This window comes from Rhizobium sp. S163 (assembly GCF_030380805.1).
Classification (GTDB): domain Bacteria; phylum Pseudomonadota; class Alphaproteobacteria; order Rhizobiales; family Rhizobiaceae; genus Rhizobium.
Map to the genome: position 1 here is coordinate 24,919 of NZ_JAUDSA010000006.1, position 19,527 is coordinate 44,445.

17 protein-coding genes are annotated in these 19,527 nt (G+C 59.6%); 7 read left to right on the forward strand and 10 right to left on the reverse strand.

Annotated features, from left to right (window positions below; genetic code table 11):
• Positions 1-25: 25 nt before the first annotated feature.
• Positions 26-1,474, reverse strand: coding sequence for an aldehyde dehydrogenase (locus QTL96_RS07890; protein ID WP_289727318.1), 1,449 nt, complete (start codon positions 1,472-1,474; stop codon positions 26-28).
• 437 nt (positions 1,475-1,911) lie between these two features.
• Here QTL96_RS07890 and QTL96_RS07895 point away from each other — a divergent pair, with 437 nt between their 5' ends.
• Positions 1,912-3,813: a potassium transporter Kup gene (locus QTL96_RS07895; protein ID WP_289727319.1), complete on the forward strand. Its 1,902-nt coding sequence runs from the start codon at positions 1,912-1,914 to the stop codon at positions 3,811-3,813.
• Between the two features lie 659 nt (positions 3,814-4,472).
• On the opposite strand, the gene QTL96_RS07900 is transcribed toward QTL96_RS07895, so the two are convergent.
• On the reverse strand, positions 4,473-4,763 hold the full coding sequence (locus QTL96_RS07900) for a DUF982 domain-containing protein (protein ID WP_354669120.1): 291 nt from the start codon (positions 4,761-4,763) through the stop codon (positions 4,473-4,475).
• A 355-nt stretch (positions 4,764-5,118) separates the two neighbouring features.
• Between QTL96_RS07900 and QTL96_RS07905 the strand changes: the two genes are divergently transcribed.
• Positions 5,119-5,256, forward strand: coding sequence for a hypothetical protein (locus QTL96_RS07905; RefSeq protein ID WP_289727320.1), 138 nt, complete (start codon positions 5,119-5,121; stop codon positions 5,254-5,256).
• Positions 5,257-5,457, forward strand: a complete 201-nt coding sequence (locus QTL96_RS07910; RefSeq protein WP_113197989.1) for a hypothetical protein — start codon at positions 5,257-5,259, stop codon at positions 5,455-5,457. It begins immediately after the preceding gene.
• A gap of 260 nt (positions 5,458-5,717) precedes the next feature.
• Here QTL96_RS07910 and QTL96_RS07915 read toward each other — a convergent pair whose 3' ends face one another.
• From QTL96_RS07915 to QTL96_RS07935, 5 genes are all read right to left on the reverse strand, one after another.
• Positions 5,718-7,472, reverse strand: coding sequence for a penicillin-binding protein 2 (locus QTL96_RS07915; protein WP_289727321.1), 1,755 nt, complete (start codon positions 7,470-7,472; stop codon positions 5,718-5,720).
• A 118-nt stretch (positions 7,473-7,590) separates the two neighbouring features.
• Positions 7,591-7,941: a hypothetical protein gene (locus QTL96_RS07920; RefSeq protein WP_289727322.1), complete on the reverse strand. Its 351-nt coding sequence runs from the start codon at positions 7,939-7,941 to the stop codon at positions 7,591-7,593.
• Between the two features lie 132 nt (positions 7,942-8,073).
• On the reverse strand, positions 8,074-9,303 hold the full coding sequence (locus QTL96_RS07925; protein ID WP_289727323.1) for a cytochrome c: 1,230 nt from the start codon (positions 9,301-9,303) through the stop codon (positions 8,074-8,076).
• Positions 9,300-11,066 carry a GMC family oxidoreductase gene (locus QTL96_RS07930; protein WP_289727324.1) on the reverse strand — a complete coding sequence of 589 codons (1,767 nt, stop codon included), beginning with the start codon at positions 11,064-11,066 and terminating at the stop codon, positions 9,300-9,302. Before QTL96_RS07930 ends, QTL96_RS07925 begins: the two co-directional genes overlap by 4 nt.
• A 3-nt stretch (positions 11,067-11,069) precedes the next feature.
• Complete coding sequence (locus tag QTL96_RS07935) at positions 11,070-11,774, reverse strand: gluconate 2-dehydrogenase subunit 3 family protein (RefSeq protein ID WP_289727325.1); 705 nt, start codon at positions 11,772-11,774, stop codon at positions 11,070-11,072.
• Positions 11,775-12,116: 342 nt separating this feature from the next.
• On the opposite strand from QTL96_RS07935, the gene QTL96_RS07940 reads away from it, so the two are divergent.
• From QTL96_RS07940 to QTL96_RS07950, 3 genes are all read left to right on the forward strand, one after another.
• Positions 12,117-12,581, forward strand: coding sequence for a MarR family transcriptional regulator (locus QTL96_RS07940; protein ID WP_289727326.1), 465 nt, complete (start codon positions 12,117-12,119; stop codon positions 12,579-12,581).
• A gap of 175 nt (positions 12,582-12,756) precedes the next feature.
• Entirely contained in the window at positions 12,757-14,088 is a 1,332-nt protein-coding gene (locus QTL96_RS07945) for a sensor histidine kinase (protein ID WP_289727327.1), read from the forward strand.
• Positions 14,085-14,759 carry a response regulator transcription factor gene (locus QTL96_RS07950; RefSeq protein WP_289727328.1) on the forward strand — a complete coding sequence of 225 codons (675 nt, stop codon included), beginning with the start codon at positions 14,085-14,087 and terminating at the stop codon, positions 14,757-14,759. Before QTL96_RS07945 ends, QTL96_RS07950 begins: the two co-directional genes overlap by 4 nt.
• Before the next feature lie 581 nt (positions 14,760-15,340).
• Here the strand turns inward: QTL96_RS07950 and QTL96_RS07955 are convergent.
• On the reverse strand, positions 15,341-15,718 hold the full coding sequence (locus QTL96_RS07955) for a hypothetical protein (RefSeq protein WP_289727329.1): 378 nt from the start codon (positions 15,716-15,718) through the stop codon (positions 15,341-15,343).
• A gap of 296 nt (positions 15,719-16,014) precedes the next feature.
• Here QTL96_RS07955 and QTL96_RS07960 point away from each other — a divergent pair, with 296 nt between their 5' ends.
• The gene (locus tag QTL96_RS07960) at positions 16,015-17,025 is read left to right on the forward strand and encodes an iron ABC transporter substrate-binding protein (protein ID WP_112941933.1); all 1,011 of its coding nucleotides are present in this window, start codon (positions 16,015-16,017) and stop codon (positions 17,023-17,025) included.
• A gap of 322 nt (positions 17,026-17,347) precedes the next feature.
• Here the strand turns inward: QTL96_RS07960 and hutC are convergent, their stop codons facing one another.
• A complete protein-coding gene (gene hutC / locus QTL96_RS07965) occupies positions 17,348-18,067 on the reverse strand; it encodes a histidine utilization repressor (protein ID WP_289727330.1) in 720 nt (239 codons plus the stop codon).
• A gap of 81 nt (positions 18,068-18,148) precedes the next feature.
• A complete protein-coding gene (locus QTL96_RS07970) occupies positions 18,149-19,510 on the reverse strand; it encodes a formimidoylglutamate deiminase (RefSeq protein ID WP_289727331.1) in 1,362 nt (453 codons plus the stop codon).
• Positions 19,511-19,527: the final 17 nt, after the last annotated feature.

The following is a 19,527-nucleotide window of genomic DNA, read 5'->3' on the forward strand; positions in this document are numbered from 1 at the left end:
AAACCGACCAAGCTCGTCCCGCGAACTAGAACGGATAGTGCTGGTGTGGATCCTCAATCGTGATCCACCGAAGATCCGTGAATTCGTTGATGGCAGCCTTGCCGCCAAACCGACCGTAACCGGAGTTTTTCATGCCTCCGAACGGCATTTGAGCCTCATCATGAACCGTCGGACCGTTGATATGGCAAATGCCTGCTTGGACCTGGGCGGCGACCGCCATAGCGCGCTGGACATCGCGGCTATAAACCGATGAAGCCAGACCATATTCCGACTGATTGGCGATCTCGATCGCCTCGGCTTGGCCCTTTACCCGAATGATGGGCTTCACAGGGCCGAACGATTCCTCGTCATATGCCCGCATGCCAGGTTTCACATGATCGAGCAGCGTTGCATTTACGACGGAGCCCTCTCGCTTCCCGCCTGCGACCAGCGTGGCGCCTTTGGCAACACCATCCGCGATAAAATCCTCCATCTTTATCGCGACCTGCGGGGTGACGAGTGAACCGAGAACGACATGACCTCGCGGGTCACCTGCGGGAAGCCTCGCCGCACGCGCCGCCAGCTTCTCAACGAATTCGTCTGCGACCTTCTCGTCGACGATGATCCGTTCGGTCGACATGCAGATCTGGCCCATGTTCGCGAAGGCACCGAAAATTGCACCGTTGACGGCAGCGTCGATGTCTGCGTCGTCCAGCACGATAAATGGCGCCTTTCCTCCCAGTTCGAGGAGAGCTGGCTTAATATGGCGCCCGCAAAGCTCACCGATTACGCGACCGACCTTGGTCGATCCGGTGAAGTTCACGCGGCGCACCTCTGGCGCTGCTATCAAGGCTTCGACAATTTGCGCAGCGTCTTCTGGCGCATTCGTAATGACGTTTACCACGCCATCGGGAAGCCCAGCCTCTACGAGTGATCGACCGATGAGGAGATGGATCCCCGGGCAGGCTTCCGACGCCTTCAAGATCACCGTATTGCCGCAGGCAAGCGCCATTGCGACCGCCCTCGTGCCGAGAATGACCGGTGCATTCCAAGGTGCGATTCCAAGGCAGACGCCCGCCGCCTGCCTCACGCCCATTGAAAGGGTACCAGGTTTGTCCGAAGGGATGATCTCACCCTGGATCTGGGTGGTCATGCTTGCCGCCTCACGCAAGATCCCTGCAGCGAGCATCGTGTTGAAGCTCGCCCAGGGTGCTGTACCTCCGGTCTCTTCGACCATGAGACGTGCGAATTCATCGGCTTTTGACGACAAAACGTCGGCTGCCTTCATCAATAACGTCCGACGCTCGCTGGGACCAGTTTGGGACCAAGCCGGAAATGCCATGGCAGCCGCCGAAACAGCAGCTCTCACATCATCTGTTCCAGAGGCTGGCGCCCGGCTAGCAACCTTGCCCGTATAGGGATCGATACGATCATATGTACGACCCGATTTTGCCGACACGAGCTTGCCGCCAATGATCTGCTGAAGTTCGAACATGATATTTTGTCGATTCCGATGAAGGCGCCCCGGTTGTGAGGCTGGGTCAGTTAGCCACTATTGTTGTCAGTTCATTCGTGCGACGAGTCAAGAATGGACAACAAAAAGCAAGCGACATGCCCAACAGCACAAAAAGATCAGCCGCGGTCCATTGTGGGGCGGGACAGACGAAGGACGCCGATCGCGACTTGTTCACGGCAATTGGTGGGTCAACCCTGCGGAAAAACCCGGCTTCTTCACCAGAGAGCCAGATAGAACCAGACATCGCGCTTGAGTGGCTTGAGTAGCAGAAACCTCGCCGCCAACGACTTTTTATCCAGCGCCCTGGCACAGGCAAATACTGTGGTTCACCCAATCGAACCAATCGAACATTCCGGCGTTCAGCGATATCATCAGCTACAACCCTGAAACAAAGCAGCTCCCATCAGGACCGTCCGGTGACCTATCCTCAACTCCGCTCCGAAGACCCAGAACTCGCATCTGAAACCCGCAGCGGTATGCCTTCACTGGTGCTTGCGGCACTTGGTGTTGTCTACGGCGACATCGGCACGAGCCCGCTCTATGCATTTCGAGAGGCATTGCACGCCACAGCCGGGTCGGGAACGCATCGGGAAAATGTTCTCGGCATTCTTTCCCTCATCGTATGGGCACTGACCATCGTCGTCACGGTGAAATACGTGACGTTCGTACTCAAGGCCGACAACCGGGGAGAAGGCGGAACACTTTCCCTGATGACACTTGCGCGACAGAGTTTTTCCGAAAAACCCGCATGGATCCTCGTTCTGGGTGTTGCAGGGGCATCGCTGTTTTTGGGCGACGCGATCATAACGCCCGCAATCTCGGTCTTGTCGGCTGTCGAAGGGATCCAGGTGGTGGCTCCAGGTCTATCGGCATGGATCGTTCCGATCACCGTCACAATCATCGCCGTGCTTTTCTTCATTCAGCGCTTCGGCACGGGCGGCGTTGCTGCAGTTTTCGGGCCGGTCATGGCTATCTGGTTCCTGGTTCTGGGAATAAGCGGCGCAATCCATATCATGGACGACCTCGAGATATTCAATGCAATCAACCCGCTCCATGGCGTTCTTTATGCTTCAAACAATGTGGGGCACGCCATCGCCGTCCTCGGCGCGGTTTTTCTCGCCGTGACCGGAGCTGAAGCGCTTTACGTCGACCTTGGGCACTTCGGTAGGCGGCCGATCGTAATCGCCTGGTTTTCGCTTGTCTTTCCTTGCCTACTTCTCAACTACTTCGGACAAGGTGCCTTCGTCCTTGCCAATCCCGGCATGACCGACCACCCCTTCTTCGGCATGCACCCAGAGTGGGCGCGTGTGCCGATCGTGTGCCTGGCAACAGCGGCAACCGTGATCGCGAGCCAGGCAGTGATTTCGGGCGCATACTCGCTTGTTCGTCAGGCCATGCACCTCAACCTTCTGCCACGCCTGCAGATCTTGCATACCTCGCAGACGCATCAGGGGCAGATTTTCATGCCACAGGTAAACGCGTTCCTTTTCATATTTGTCATCGCACTCGTCTTGTATTTCAGGAACTCGAGTGGGTTGTCGGCCGCTTATGGGATTGCCGTTACCGGCGAGATGCTGATCACCAGCGTCCTCTTGTTCGTAGTTATGAGACACATCTGGCGATGGACGATGTTGAGCACCGCAGCGGTAATTGCTCCGCTTTTCTTGATCGACGCAGCGTTCTTCGTGGCAAACATCGCCAAGTTTCCCGAGGGAGGATGGGTTCCCGTTACCGTTGCATGCACCATGGGCCTTATCATGCAGACGTGGATGGCGGGGCGACGGCTTCTTGCTGCGCGAACACGCGCTGATGAAGTTCCCCTCGAAGGGATCATACAGAGACTCACGACAAAGCCACCGACGACGGTGCCGGGAACGGCCATCTTTTTGACCAGCGACGTCGAAGGCGCACCCACTGCGCTGCTGCACAGCCTCAAGCATTATAAGGTCCTGCACGAACACAACGTCATACTGAGCGTGATCACCGCAACGGAGCCGTTTGTGCCGGACGACGAGAAGATCTTCCTCGAAAGCTTCAGTCCGCTCTTCAGCCGACTGGTGATCACCTTCGGATACATGGAGACGCCCAACATTCCGCGAGCCCTGGTGCTCGTGCGCAGGCTCGGGCTTAAGTTCGACATCATGTCGACGTCGTTTTTCCTGTCGCGTCGCACGATCCTACCCTCCAAGAAAGGCGGGATGCCCTTCTGGCAGGATCGCCTATTCATTGTGCTTGCGCAAAACGCTGGCAACGCTACGGATTATTTTGGCCTTCCAACGGGGCGGGTCGTCGAGCTTGGACTGCAAACCGTCATTTGACTGCAAGAGCTGCACGGCGCACCGGCGGTGAGAAGATGACACGAGATGCGCGCGGAACCGCGACTAGGCGCGAGGCGTTTTTCTTGCGGAGGAACCGATCAATGGCGAGACATGGCCACGGCGACACCACAAACAACGATGCACTCTTAAAAAACGAACCCTCCGTGTCGAGAGAGGTTTCATCGTTATCTCCGTAAAGGATAGGGTGCTGGGCGTGGCGAGAAAAGGCGAAGGGGTCCGTGGTGCAGCAACCCTTCGCCGCTCTTCTCCCGATACGATGTGGAACATATTGAGGCCGAGCAGGTTTCTTGCATGCCGAGCTGGCCTCCATGCTTGCGCCGCAGGTGGAGGGCTTGAAGGTCCCTCAACGCTGGTTGGCCCTCCACAACCTCCCTTGGGAGACACAATCAAATGGCCGTTTGCAGTATGGATGGCTGCCGCGGCCCCCATAAATGTTCTTTGCCGAAGCCGGAGGGGTTCTTTCGTCCCTCTAGAACCTATCGACCACAGGAGCTTTCGCCGGCAAAAGGCCGCGGAATAGGCGCATTCTTCGTCATATCGCTCAATGACTTCACGAGGGATAATTTCGAGCCGCGGCCGCCTGACGTAGCGATGGAGACGGTCGATCTGACATAAGAGCCGGGCGCGTAGAACGCCGGTCAGCTCGCCTTTTTGATCTCGGTCATATCATCTGGAATAATGTGCATGCCGGCGGCGTGGGCCGCATCGACGAATGCGGCGCGAGCCCGCTCTGGGGAGACGGAGTTGTCTAGCGCCTCGAGCGAGGTGACGAGCGCCCGATGAAAAGCAGGAAGCTTCTTGTCCGGCCACTCGACGCTGATCAAAAGGGCCGCCATCCTCTCGACGTTGTTCGCTCCAATGTATCTGCCAGCGCCCCCTATATCCACGTGGAGTGGAGCAATTGGAATTGGTTCATGCATGGCATTCATAACGCTCTACCTCGATGACTGCTGACCCGACTCAACTGTCGACGAAGTGATTCGTTCCGAGCCAAACCAAGGGTTTGAACGGCAACGACCGGAAAGCTATTCCCACTCGGAACAAATCGACGCCATGTGGATTAATATGACGGCTGCGAAATGTCCCTCGTAGCCACACTTCCCCTATTTGCTCCGCCATGTGCGGGGCTTCTTTTTGAGAAGAGCTTTAGCGAATTAAGAGCAGCCTTAAGTAAATACCGCCACCTCCACAGATGCAAATGCGTGTCGTCGATTTTGGAAAATCACTCCAATCGGAACTAACAATTGTTTTCAAGGTTGAGAGGCACTCAATATGGAGAGATTGATGGCGAGCAGCCACCAAGAAAACAGCAAGGTCGATGTCCGTATTCATGAGAGCGATTTACATACATGGATAGTCGCAAGTGCGATCATCGTTATCTCGACGATGTTCTGTGCTGCAGTTCAGCTGGGATTTTTGTGAATGTTTGTCGACTTCGCCACAGACGACAACGGAACGCCTCGGTCGCTTCGCGTCAACCCAAACCAGGTTGCCGCATTTGTGGAGGTTTCCGCGCAAACCACCTTGCTCATTCTGGTCGGCGGCAAGGAGTTCACGCTTGCCGAAAGTGCGCAAAGAGTGCAAGCGAAGCTCGAGGCAGCCTACGGACCAGTATTGGTCTGAGCGCGAACACAATTGTCCGCACTCAACTCGTTGACTGAGGGATCACCGCAAAAGAGGTCGCAATCCTGATCGCGGCGAAACCACGTGGATCACCCAACTCCAGCTCTGCGCGTTGCACCAGCTCTAAGCATTGCGAAAAAGTCGAGTGTCACCTGCTACCGCGCTGAAAGGCGCAGCGGGCGTCCAGCACTGTGATTGAACCCTCGTCGTCCCCGGGAACGCCTGTCGTTTCGGGGCTCATCGCAGGCATTTGGTTGTGGTCAGTAGTCCGCGAGTAGATACTGAGCATCGGGGCTACCGAAGCGTGGTGCGACCCCAAGCAGTGGCGCTGCGCGGCCAATAATCGATTTGATCATCGGGGCTGCCGTCGATGCCGCCGTGCGGCCGCCATGTTCTCCCGTCTCCGGCGCGTCGATGATGGTCAGCACGATGTATTTGGGGCGGTCCATCGGAAAGGCCGCAACGAAGGCATTGAAGTTCTTGTCGCTCGCATATCGACCATCGACGACCTTATCGGCTGTTCCTGTCTTGCCTCCAATATTGAAGCCTTCGACCTGGGCGCTGCGGCCCGATCCCTTGATACCGTTCCAGGCATAGAGATAGCGCATGTCCTGGCTTGTCTTGTCGCTGAGAACAAGCTTGGCGATATCGCCTGCCTGCTCAGGGCTGCGCGGAAGGAAGGTCGGCGGGACGAGCTTGCCGCCGTTGATCAACGAGGCTGCCGCAACGGCCGTTTGCAAAGGCGTCGTCGCGACGCCGTGACCGAAGGAAATCGTCACCGAGTTGATCTTTTTCCATGTTCGCGGCTGGGTCGGCGTCGCCACGCCCGGCATTTCCGTCTCCATCTTGGAAAGCAGCCCCAGCTTGGTCAGAAATTCCCGGTGCCGGTCGATGCCGACCATGTCGGCGACGGCAGCCGTACCAATGTTCGATGAATACTGGAACACCTCGGGAATGGTGAGCACGCGGTTCTTGCCTTTGAAATCCCGAATTATAAAACCGCCCATGCGGATTGGCCGGGTGGCGTCGACGACGGAATTGAGGTTGATCTTTCCCTCGTCCAGCCCCATCGCCAGCGTAAAGCTCTTGAAGGTCGACCCCATCTCGAACGTCGCGTTGCTGATGCGGTTGAACCAGCCCTTTTCGTATTCTTTGTCAACCTTGCCGTTGGCAAGTGTGCGCGACGGCTGGTTGGGATCGAAATCGGGCACCGATGCCATCGCCAGAACCTCTCCGGTCTCCACGTCGACGATCACGGCGCCTGCGGCTTCCGCCCGATATTTGACCATGGCTTCTGCGGCAACTTCTCGCACGATGTTTTGCACGCGCAGATCGATGGATAGCTTGACCGGCTCGAGCGGCATGTCGCTTGTCAGACCGGCGGCTCGAAGATCAAGGAGCCCCTGCTGATCGAGGTAGCGTTCCATCCCGGCAACGCCACGATTGTCGATATCGACATAGCCAAGCACATGCGCGGCCGTGTTTCCACCTGGATAAAACCGCTTCTTTTCCGGCCGGAAGCCGACACCTGGTATCCCCAATTCAAGGATCTGACTCTGCTGGCGAGGGGTGATCTGCCGGCGAAGCCATGCAAATCGTGATGATTTGACAGAGAGCTTTGCGTAGGTTCCCTTGCGATCGAGATCCGGAAAGATGGTGGCGAGCTTTTCCACCGCATCATCAACATCGACGATCTTGTTGGGCTCGGCAAACATCGAGACGGTCCGAACGTCGGTGGCAAGCAATTGCCCGTGCCGGTCGAGAATGTCTGGCCGCGATGCCATTAGCTTGTCGGACGGCAGGATACCGGATGTGGCCTCGGGATCACGAACCCCATATTCGACAAGCCGTACGGCACTCGCCCCAAATCCCATGACGAGTGCCAGCGCAACCAGAAGAACGCGCGTCTTGCCCTGCCTGTAGAGATCGACCTTCTTTCGGCTTCTCCCGTTTTGTGTCGAGACGTTGAGATGGCCGCGACGTTTCGCGAGGATAATTTTCGATACGAGGCTCATCGTGCGCGCGCTCCCGGTATCCGGGCATATCGCGGCGATGCAGGCAGGCTCTTGGGTGCGTCAGCGATCAACAACATCAGGGCTCTCTCTCGAGCAGCCCTCAATCAACAGGAGATCGTCAGGCTGCTCTGGCTATTGGATTGGGATGAGAAAGCGTGCCGCCGCCGATTGGCGGCCGATAGATGGGATCGAGCGCCCGGCCTTCCAGTTGGATCGGGAGATTGGGATAGTAGCTCACGTCGGCTAGCTCCCAGGCATCGGGCCAGCCTTCAACAGGTAACCGCCTTGTCCAGTGTTCGGCGTCATTGGCATGGCTGATGTCGCGGTTGTCAGCGCCGGACAGGGCGTCGCCCTCGGTGAGGACTTCGGTTTGGCAGGGGGCTACGAAGGACGTGTTAGCAAGGCACAGCTGCGCACTGCCGATCGTGGTCAGCATGATCATCACAATAATGAGGATGCTTCGAATCATCTTCTACCGAGTAAGGCTTCGTTAACGCTAACCAGCCTAGCGCCAGAACCTTACCCAATTCTCAATAAGTCAGAAGACGTGCATGCCGTCGGGAAGTTGGGGGCGGCATATCAATGTCGACCCCCATCAGTTTTATTGCTGCAGGCTCTCGCGCAGCTTGGCGACTTCGCCCGCCGATACCGCCGGCGCAGCGTTACCCCAGTCGTTTCGGACGTAGGTCACGACGTTGGCGATATCCTTGTCGGACAGGTTCCACGCGAAGGATGGCATGGATGGCCCTGTCGGAGCCACATGCGTACCGCCCGACTGGCTGCCGGCCAACACGACACGAATGAGGTTGGTTGCGTCGTCGCCGTTCACGAGCGGCGCCTTGGCAAGCTGCGGGAACAGCTTGGGTATGCCCGCTCCATTCGGCGTGTGGCATGCGGAGCAACGGTCGGCATAGATCGCGGCGCCCGCGACCATCCGTCCGTCTGTAGCGGTAATGGGCTGCGGAACCGCCGCGGCTTTCGCATCGGTGTCTTTCAGGTAGTTTGCTACGGCCTTCAGGTCGGCATCGGTCCAATGCTGGCTCGACTTCTCGACTTCCTCGGCCATCGGTCCGGATGCGATGTCGAAGCGATTGGCACCGGTCTTAAGATAAGCGACGATGTCGTCTACTGACCACGAGCCGATACCCCTATGGGCATCCGCAGTGATATCCGGCGCATACCAGTTGTCGAGAACGCCGCCCTTCAGGAACTCACCGCTCTTGTCACCGCCAAGCATATTCTTCGGCGTGTGGCAGGTCCCGCAATGCGCCAGACCCTGGACGATGTAAGCGCCGCGGTTCCATTCCTCGGACTTGGACGCGTCCGGCTTGTAGACGCCCTTGTCGAAGTTCATCGCGTTCCATACCGAAAGGCTCGCGCGAACGTTGAACGGAAACGGCAGGAGGTTGGTCTCGACCTTGTTGTGGACGGGTTCGAGGCTCTGAAGATAGGCGTAGATCGCAGCGTTGTCTTCGTTTGTGACCTTGGTATAGGCCGTGAATGGCATCGCGCCGTAAAGATGGTAGCCACCCCTGCCCTCGCCCTCGGACATTACCTTCTGGAATTCCTCGGGCGTCATCCGTCCGATGCCCGTTTCGAGGTCGGGTGTGATGTTGGCACCGACAAGATCCCCAAACGGGGTCTTCAGCGTCACGCCCCCGGCAAATGGCTTGCCTCCGGGAGCGGTGTGACAGGCGGAACAGTCCCCGAGCGTCGCGAGGTAGCGGCCCTTCTGGATCTGCTCGAAGGAATCTTCGCGGGGTGACTGAGCCCCTGCGGATTGGGCGGCAAGTGTCAGAGCACTCGCTGCAATCAGAAGAGCTTTTCTCATGCTTGCACCAGGGGGCCAGGGTTTTTCAGATACTGGTTGCGGATTGCATCGGCTGCCTTGAAGGCGAGCGCGCCGACCGTGCCCGTCGGGTTGTAGCCGGGGTTTTGCGGGAATGCGGATGCACCGACGACAAAGAGGTTCGGGACATCCCAAGTCTGCAGGTACTTGTTGACCGAACTGGTCTTCGGGTCGGCCCCCATGACAAAGCCGCCGACGACGTGCGAAGACTGGTAAGGCCCTGTGTTCCAATGTCCCTTCATCGGGTTCTTCACGATCTGCTTGGCGCCCATCGCCTGGGCGATCTCGCCAACCTTGTCCGTGCAGTACGCCGCCATCTTCAGGTCATTCTCGGGGAAGTCGAAGGTGATGCGCAGCAGCGGCCGGCCGAGATGGTCGGTATAGGTCGGGTCCAGCGACAGGTAGTTGTTGCGCGTTGTGTAGCTCGAGGCCTCGCAGCCGACGCCAGCCGTCGAAAGATAGTTGTCGACCGTCGCCTTCTTCCATTCCGAACCCCATTTCGGCGTGCCCGGTGGCGTTGGACGGTAGCCGATGGGAGCCGCGCCGATCGGCGTGATGCGGATGCTGCCGCCGCCGAAGAAGCCGAGCCCCGAGTGGTCGAAGTTGTCGTTGTTGAATTCGTCGATCCCCATGCCGACAGCACCGCCGCCGATGAACGGATTGAAGTTCTTGTCGTCGAAAAACATCTGGACGCCGTTTGCCGTCTGGTAGGCGTAGTTACGGCCGGTGGTTCCGACATTTGTATTGGGATCGTAGGGCGTACCAACGCCTGAAAGCAGCATCAGACGAACGTTTTCGAAGGTGAAGGCGGTGACGACCACCAGATCGGCGGGCTGTTCCCACTCTTCACCGGACGAATCCACGAAGACGACGCCCGTCGCCCTTTTGCCCGTCGCATCGAGCGTGATCTTCAGCACCTCGGAATTGGTACGCGCCGTGAAGTTAGACTTGCGCACGAGGGCCGGAAGGATAGTCGTGATAGCGCTCGCCTTGGAATAGTTGGCGCAGCCGTAGTTCGTGCAGAAGCCGCAGAAGGTGCACGGACCCATCGTGACACCGAGCGGATTGGTGTAGGCCTCGGAGATCAATGCCGATGGTACCGGGAATGGATTGTAGCCGAGTTCCTTTGCCGCCTTGGCAAACAGCGTCGGGCCATAGGGCTGCCGCATCGGTCCGGTTGGATACTCGCTGGAGCGCGGGCCCTCGAACGGATTGCCGCCTTCCTTGATCTCGCCGCGTAGATTGCCGGCTTTTCCGGAGATGCCGGCGATCTTGTCGAAGGCGTCGTAGAAGGGCTCCATCTCGTCCCAGTCGGTGCCCCAGTCCTGGAGAACCAGTTCTTCGGGGATGGCGTTGGCGCCGTATTTCTCCGTCAGGTGGCTCTTCAGCCGGAACTCGTCGGGCTGGAAGCGGAATGTTATGCCTGCCCAGTGGTTGCCGGCACCGCCGGTGCCGTTACCGGGATGGAAGGATCCCCAGTTGCGCATCGGCAGCGCGGTCTGCGAGGGGTTGTTTCGCGCCGTGATGGTGTTTTGCGCGGTGCGCAGCATCAGCTCCTGGCGCTGTGCGTAGCGAAGTTCGTCGGCGACCGACGCGACATTGAAGTCGGCCGCGGTATCGCGCCACGGGCCACGCTCGAGCGCCACGACCTCAAGGCCCTGGTCGGTGAGTTCGTTTGCGATAATCGCTCCGGCCCAGCCGAGGCCGATAACCACGACATCTGTGGAAGGAAGTTTGCGAGCCATGTTCTAGTTCCTTGCTGTCCATTCCGGCCGACCAGCGATGCTGAGCGGCGGCAGGTCGATCTTCTCGTTGTGACGTTCGACATAGTCGCGGTAGTCGTAGCGGGCGCCGGGGAAACCGATCATCCGCCAGGAGACCATGTCGCGATTGCCGCCGTAGATCGGATCGCCAAAGAAACCTTCCATGGTGTTGGACAGGAGCTGGCCGAAGAACATTTTGGAATCGATGCCTTCGAGCTTGATCTCGCCGCTCTCGAGGCCCTTAAGGACCTTGTCCTGGTCGGTCTCGCCGAGCTCGGCAAAGACCTTCCCATTCGCGCTTCGACAGTGCGCGTTGATTGCTGCGAGGCCGATCCGATAGCGCTGCTGCGGCACGAGTTCGGACTGATCGCCCTGCTCGGGCGTTCCCGCCATGAACGGACCCTTCATGTAGAGCCGCTCAAACGTGCCGTAGGAGCCAGCCAGCTGCCGGTCGATGAATACCGCGCAGCCCGCATCCTTGCCGGAAACGCTCAAGTTGTCGGCGGGGATGATCCGCGACACCATCGCTTCGACGGCGGTCGCTTCTTCGGCCGTGAAGAAATACCAGCCGCCCGGACCGAGTGTCTCGGGTGGGTTGTAATCGAAGGGTTTGAAGGGAGCCGCGCCACGAATGATGGTTGCCCCCGCGCTGCCCGCCGCCGCGACGAAGAACGCCGCCGCGCTGCTCAATAGGAGCTTCCGGCGGCTAATCCCGGTGTGAGCCTTTTCAGTCATCGAACGACCTCTCTGTTACAAATTCAGGAACGAATTGACAGGATCTGCGTGCAGACCCCGGAGATATGGCGTCCGCGCGCGCCGGGTCGATAGGTCGCGTAGCCGCCACCTGTCGGGATGCGCGCGCGGGCGCATTATTCAAAAAAGGATGATGAGCGGAGGGGAGCCAGAGAGGGCTCTCGCGCTTTTGCGAGGGTTTGTCGCGTCACATTTGCCTTTCAAATTGAAAGATAGTTTGTTAGCTGAATTTCAGCTATGACAGCATTTAATCAATGTCAACTTCTGGGAGGATGAAGAATGACAATTTCCTACGAGGACATCGCCAAGGCGCCGGGTTTCCTGATCCGTCGATGCCATCAGATTTCGACTGCTATTTTCCTTGAAGAGATTGGCGATGCTGATCTTTCGCCGACACAATTTTCGGCGCTCGCAACCATCAACGCCTCACCAGGCATTGATCAGACGACGCTCGGCGACGCGATCGCGCTCGATCGGTCGTCGGTTACGAAATGCGTGGAGAGGCTTCAAAAGCGGGGTCTCATTCGGCGCACTGTCAGCAACTCCGACAGGCGTGCCCGCAAGCTCTCCTCTACGCAGAAGGGCGCGAGCCTGATCGAAATGGCCGGCCCTGCCGCCAAACGCGCCGGCGATCGCATTCTTACAGCAATGGATCCCGACAAGTCTGCCATCCTGCTCTCGCTGTTGGTTGAGTTGAGTGACAGCCTCAATGCCACGAGCAGGTCGCCACTGAGCCAGGCATGAGCCCCTCTCGATCGCGCGTTGATCGCCCTGGCCTCTGGGACGAAAGACGTATCTTCAAGCCCTGATCGAGTGGCCATTGGTCCTTCTTCATCTCGCAAGGAAAGATCGATATGGTAGCGCGATGAATGTCGTTTCGCTCACCCCACCTCGCAGGATGTTGCGCCAAAGGCTTAGCTTGGCGTGGCAATTCGCCATCGTCGGTGGTCTCGTGCTTCTGCTTGGCATGGCGCTCATTGGACTGTGGGTCACGAGCCGGATCGAGGGCGCGGCAGTGCGCAACACCGCCAGCGCCACGGCACTCTATGTCGATAGCATCATCGCGCCGCTCACACAGGAACTTGCCTCTGCAACCTCGCTCGGCGAAGGCGCCAAGCTGGCGCTGACAGAAACGTTGCACCAGGGTGTCCTGCGCGGCAGGCTCTATTCATTCAAGATTTGGCGCCCGGATGGCACGGTGCTGTTCAGCAGCGAGCCCAGTCTCGTTGGAAAGCACTTCGCGATGACTGAAGGGCTTGCCACGGCGCTTGCCGGTTCGGTTCATGCAGATTTCGACGACCTCGAGGGCGAGGAAAACCAGCTGGAGCAGAATAGCGGCCAGCCACTCCTGGAAATCTACAGCCCGATCCGCGAACCCTGGTCGGGCGACATCATCGGCGTTGCCGAGTTCTACGAAATCGCCAGCGACCTACGCTCCGATCTCGCGGTTGCCAGGCTGCAGAGCTGGCTCGTGGTCGGCACGGTGACCGCCGGCATGCTGGCGCTGCTCTTTATCATCGTTGCCAGAGGCAGCCACCTGATCGACGTCCAGCGGCGGTCGCTCGACAAGCAGGTCATCGAACTGTCGCGGATGCTCGACCTCAACCGGGCTCTGCGACGACGCGCCGACACGGCAAACCAGCGCACGGCAACACTGAACGAGCGCTATCTCCGCCGCATCTCCGCCGAACTGCATGACGGCCCGGCGCAACTGCTAGGCTTTGCAGCGCTGAGGCTGGAAGCGATTGCCAAGGGCAAGGCACAGGGCGACGATGAATCGCTCGTCAGCAGCTCGATCACTGAAGCCATCCAGGAGATCCGCGACATCTGCCGGGGCCTGACGCTGCCTGAACTCGAGATGCTCTCGGGCGACGATGTCGTTCGCCGCGCCATCCAGGCGCACGAGACGCATTCGCGCACCAGGATCATCTCGGATGTCGGACGGCTCGATATCCCGGCCCAGGCCGCCAAGATCTGCGCCTATCGCTTTATCCAGGAGGCGCTGAGCAATGCTACCAGGCATGCCGGCGCGTCGAAAATTTCAGTGACGGCGACTGAAGATGACCAGTACATCAGGATCGCGGTCGAAGATAACGGGACCGGCTTCGTCCGGTCTAGTGACGAGGACGGCCTTGGACTTGCCGGTCTGGAGGAGCGACTTGCAGGGCTTGGTGGACATCTCCACATCGCATCTGACGCAAAGGCGGGCACCCGCATCTGCATGACACTACCGAAGAGGACGGGGGAATGACTTCAGACATGCTCAGGGTCGCGATCGTTGACGATCACCCGATATTCCGCAACGGTCTCGCCCGCAGCCTCTCCGACGAGCCGGGTTTCGAGGTGGTTGGCGAAGGCGCCACCGCGGCCGACGCCGTAGCGCTCTTCAGCCAGCACCGACCCGACGTGCTTCTGCTTGATCTCTCGATGCCCGGAGGCGGTCACCACGCGCTGAACACGATCATCAAGGCGGATGCGGCCGCAACCGTGATCGTACTCACGGCCTCGGAAGAAGACAGCGATCTGTTCGACGCGCTGAAGGAAGGCGCCAAGGGCTATATTCTAAAGGGGGTGAATGCATCGACGCTGGTATCGGCGGTGCGCAACGTCGTGGCCGGAGAGCGTTATGTGTCTCCAAGTCTTGCCGCGCGCATCCTGACGGAAATGAAGGGGGAGGCCTCCCAACCGCAACCGAGCGCAGTGCGCAACCCGCACGAAGATGCTCTGTCCTCGCTGACGCCACGCGAAGAACAGATCCTGCGCCTGGTCGCAGATGGCAACAGCAACAAGGAAGTTGCCCGCCAGCTCAACCTCCAGGAAAAGACGATCAAGCACAACATGACGCGCATCCTGCAAAAGCTGAAAGCGCGCAATCGCACCGAAGCCGCGATGTTCCTGCGCGATGCGCAATCACGGTCCTGATCATTCCGGATTTCGTTCAGCGGAACCGTTCGACATCGCTATTTTTGGCGGCACGGCGGATAACGAGGCGGCCCTCGGGATCGAAAAGTTCATAGCGACCGTTGCGGATGCGCTCGCGCCAGCCACCATCATAAGAACGGTCCTCGCGTTGCGATATCGAGCCCGTGCGATCGTCTCGGCGCCCGTGCCTGTCGCTTCCAGATCGGCTGTCGCCATCGTCATCCTGCGATCGCGAACCGGATGAGCCTGACGTGCCAGACCCTGACGAGCCCGAATGCCCGGAACCGGAGGATCCTGAGTGGTCAGAGCCAGAGCCAGAGCCGGAACCAGAAACAGAACCCGAACCAGACCCCGATCCGCTCCCACCAGAGCTACCACTACCGCTGCCGCCAGAACTCCCACTTCCACTCGAACCGCCGCCGCCGCTTCCCTTGTCTGCCCATGCGCAGACTGGGCCCGCCACGACTGACATCGTGCAGAAAATGACAGTGCAGGCGATTTTCAGCGACGTGTTCACGATCAATCTCCTTGAAGGACGATCCCGGCCCATCAAACGGGCCGGGATATGATTGCCAGCGCGACTAGCGGCGGCCGCCATGATCGTCGCCGCCACGACCCCCGCCGTGATCGTCGCTGCCGCCACCACCATGGTGATCGCCGCCACGGTCGTCGCCACCGTGATGTTCGTGGCTCGCGCCGTCATCGGAGCCGCGTCCGCGCGACGAGGATGCCGAAAACGAGGTCGAGCTGTGGCGGACGTGGTCGGGACCGTCATCGAGCCCGCGACCATGGCGCTTGTGCTTGACGAGATCGTCGGCGCCCTGGCGCACGAGTGTTGCTAGCGGCGGTTTGGAAGCGACTGCTCCGAGGTCTAGAGACAAAGGCCCGGCCCCGGCCGAGCCAATCGCCAGCAAAAGCGATCCGGCGATAACGCAAGTGTGAACGATAATCTTCTTCATGCGTATGCTCCTTGGTTTTCCGACCGATACGGTTGCCATTGATCGATGATGGCCGGCCGGATGGTCCAATTGTCGACGATTGCGCATCCATTCCTAGCGGCCCCGGCCTTCTACGACGCCACTAGGGACTTTAGTCCCCATGGTAACGACACAAAGCCCACGATAAGTGGAGTGTGTTGGAATAGTTTTGGCCGACACAGTTGGCCCTGACGTCCAGACGCATTGGAAAACCAATTCATAGCGACCGAAAACTTGAGCCCATGTGCGCTTGGTTTCGCTCCAATCGGGAGTTTGACATGAAGAAATCCATCAGCCTGAAGCTGGTCTCCGCCGCCGCGCTTCTTGCCGCTACAGCCTTCGTAAACGGTGCGCTCGCGCAAGATGCGGACGGCATCGTTGTGTACAATGCGCAGCACGAGGGCCTTGGCACCGAATGGGCAGAAGGCTTCACCAAGGAAACAGGCATCAAGGTCACCGTCCGCAAGGGCAGCGACATGCAGTTCGCCAACCAGATCGTCCAGGAAGGCGACGCTTCGCCGGCCGACGTGTTCCTGACGGAAAACTCCCCTGCCATGGCGCTGGTCGCCTCCGCCGGCCTCTTCGCGCCGGTCGACAAGGAAACGCTGGCCCAGGTTCCGGCCCAGTTCCACCCCGCCGATGGCACTTGGACGGGCATCGCTGCCCGCTCGACCGTCTTTGCCTATGACAAAACCAAGCTCACGGAAGACAAGCTGCCAAAGTCGATGCTTGATCTTGCCGATCCGGCCTGGAAGGGTCGCTGGGGCGCTTCGCCTGGTGGCGCTGACTTCCAGGCGATCGTCGGTGCACTTCTCCAGCTCAAGGGCGAAGAAGCAACCACGGCGTGGCTGAAAGCCATGAAGGAAAACGCGACGCCCTATAAGGGCAACAGCGTTGCCATGAAGGCGGTGAACGCCGGTGAAGTCGAAGGCGCTGTGATCTACCACTACTACTGGTTCGGTGATCAGGCAAAGACGGGTGAAAACAGCAAGAACGTTGCCCTGCACTACTTCAAGAACGAAGATCCGGGCGCTTTCCTCAGCGTTTCGGGCGGTGGCGTGCTGAAATCCAGCAAGCACCCGAAGGAAGCCCAGGCCCTGCTCAAGTGGATCACCTCCAAGGCTGGTCAGGATGTGCTGAAGAACGGCACCTCGTTTGAATATTCGGTCTCGGGCGATTCGAACGCCAAGCTCGTCCCGATCGCCGACCTGAAGGCACCGAAGGTCGAAGCTTCCAAGCTCGACAACAAGAAGGTCGTCGAACTCATGACCGCCGCTGGCCTGCTCTAAGTTATTCGAGCTCCCAAGATTGACGAGCCGCGCGCTGAAAGGCGCGCGGCTTTTTGTTGTCTCTTTTCATCGGTATGAGCAATTTCCGGGTGCCGGCTTTTCGCCTCAGTGCCAGACGAAAATTCGACAGGGGTGAAAAGGCGGCTGGCTGCAACCGCCTCTTTGCGCGTTCGACCAAGAAGAGTGCATTTGTCACGACCAGGAATAGCTCGTGATCGAAGCACGCGCACGGGACTGGCGGCCCCGCCGGGCGCCAGCGTTCCCGCACGAAATCAGACCCGATCGGACCGCCACGCTAGCAGGCCTCCCGCGACCCCGGATCTCACGAGGCCGGCGTAAACCGCGCCACCAGCGCATGCTTGTCACCGGGATAGGTGAAGCGCACATGGGTAACGGGGCCGATATTGCTCCAGGTGCGGCGCTCGACCACCAGGCAGGCTGTGTTGCGGGGGATGTCCAGCAAGGTCGCTGCCTCGCTGCCTGCACCAACCGCGTGGATGCGGTGTTCGGCGCTAGACCACGGCACCTGATTGATCAGCCAGCTGCCGGGCGGAACGGTCGAGAAGTCGGCGTCGTTTGCCTCAGGCACGGTTGCAAGGCTGATCAGCCGCTCCTCCAGGCAGAAGGGACGGCCGCCGGCATGATGGATGCAGACGACTTCGACGAGTGAGGAGCCCGGCTCCAGGTCGAGACGCAGTCTGTCGTCAACGCCCGCCTTGCGCCTGGTGCGCCTGGTCACTGAAAACGAATAGGCAAGGTTCAGCGACGTTACTTCGGCGGCGATATCGTGAATTTCCAGCACGGCGGACTGCGCCTGCGGCTGCGTGACGAAGCTGCCTGACTTCTTGCGCCGCTCGATCAGCCCAGCCTTGGCAAGCTGGGTCAGGGCCTTGTTCACCGTCATGCGCGAGCAGTCATACTCTTTGGTAAGGTCGAGCTCGAACGGAATGCGGTGACCCGGTGGCCACTCGCCCGAGACGATGCGGCCTTCGATGTCGTTCACGATCCGCTGATGCAAGGTGAGATCCCTGCCCTGATCCATCGTTACGCTCCGCTTTCTTCTCGGTCTACCGGCAATGCCTGAGTCGCGAAAGACTATCGAGCACCGTGGGCAAGAAAGGCTTCAGGCCGCCAGCAACTCGCCCATCGCCTTCACAAAACGACGGTTGATCGCTTCGCGGCTCCGATGCCGCCCGCCCTCGACCGTCTTCTTGCCGATCGCCCAGACAGTATCGACTGAAACGCCGCCGGCAAACATCCAGTGGTCGAGCAGTTGATCACCGGCGAGGTAGGGAACGGCCGACGTATCGAGTGCGACAATGTCGGCGTTATGTCCAACCGCCAGGCCGCCCGGCGCTTTCAGCGCGGCACCGCCGCCTGTGATCGCGTGATCAAAGAGGCTGCGCGCAGTGGAGCCGCCGGACGCAGCGATGACGTTGCGAGCTCTAAGTGCAAGACGCTGTGAATATTCAAGCTGCCTCAGCTCATCTGGAAGCGAGATCAGCACGTTGGAATCAGAGCCCACGCCGTAGCGTCCGCCTTCCTCCAGAAACAAAGGCGCCGGAAAAGTGCCGTCGCCGAGATTGGCTTCGGTGATCGGGCAAAGACCGGCGATTGCGCCGCGCCGTGCCATCCGGCGTGTTTCATCGTCGGTCATGTGAGTGGCGTGGATCAGGCACCAGCGACCATCGACATCAGCATTGTCGAGGAGCCATTCAACGGGACGGGCGCCAGACCAGGCGATACAGTCCTCGACTTCCTTGACCTGTTCTGCGACGTGGATGTGAACAGGCCCCTTGCCCGCCATCGCCACAGCCGTCGCGAGCTCGTCCGGCGTTGCCGCCCGCAGGCTGTGTGGGGCAAGGCCGAGTTCGGCGCCGCTCAGCTGCGACGTCACCCTCCGGCAGCCGTCCATTAGCGCCGCGAAGCTGTCGAGCGAATTGATGAACCGGCGCTGGCCGTCGATCGGCTCTGCACCGCCGAAGCCCGAATGGGCGTAGAAAACTGGCAGCAATGTGAGCCCGATGCCGGCCGTGGCGCTCGCCGCACCGATCCGCTCGGCCAGCTCGGCGATATTGGCGTAAGGCCGTCCGTCCTTGTCATGATGCAAATAGTGAAACTCGCCGACGCGGGAAAAGCCGGCCTCCAGCATCTCCATGTAGAGCTGCGCTGCCACGGCCTCAACATGCTCTGGTGTCATCGACAAGGCGAACTTGTACATAACGGTGCGCCAGCTCCAGAAGCTGTCATTGGCGGGGCCCCTTACCTCGGCAAGGCCCGCCATGGCGCGTTGAAAGGCATGGCTGTGAAGGTTCCCCATGGCCGGCACGAGCGTGTGATGGCGTTCATCGGCCGGTTGTGCGGCAACCGCGGTCTCGATGCTGGAAATGCGCCCGTCCTCAAGGGTCAGCCGGACATTATCCTGCCAGCCTTCCGGCAAAAGTGCTGCGCCTGCGTGGAGTGTCGTCGCAACCGTTCGAGCCATGACCGTTTGTTCCCTTC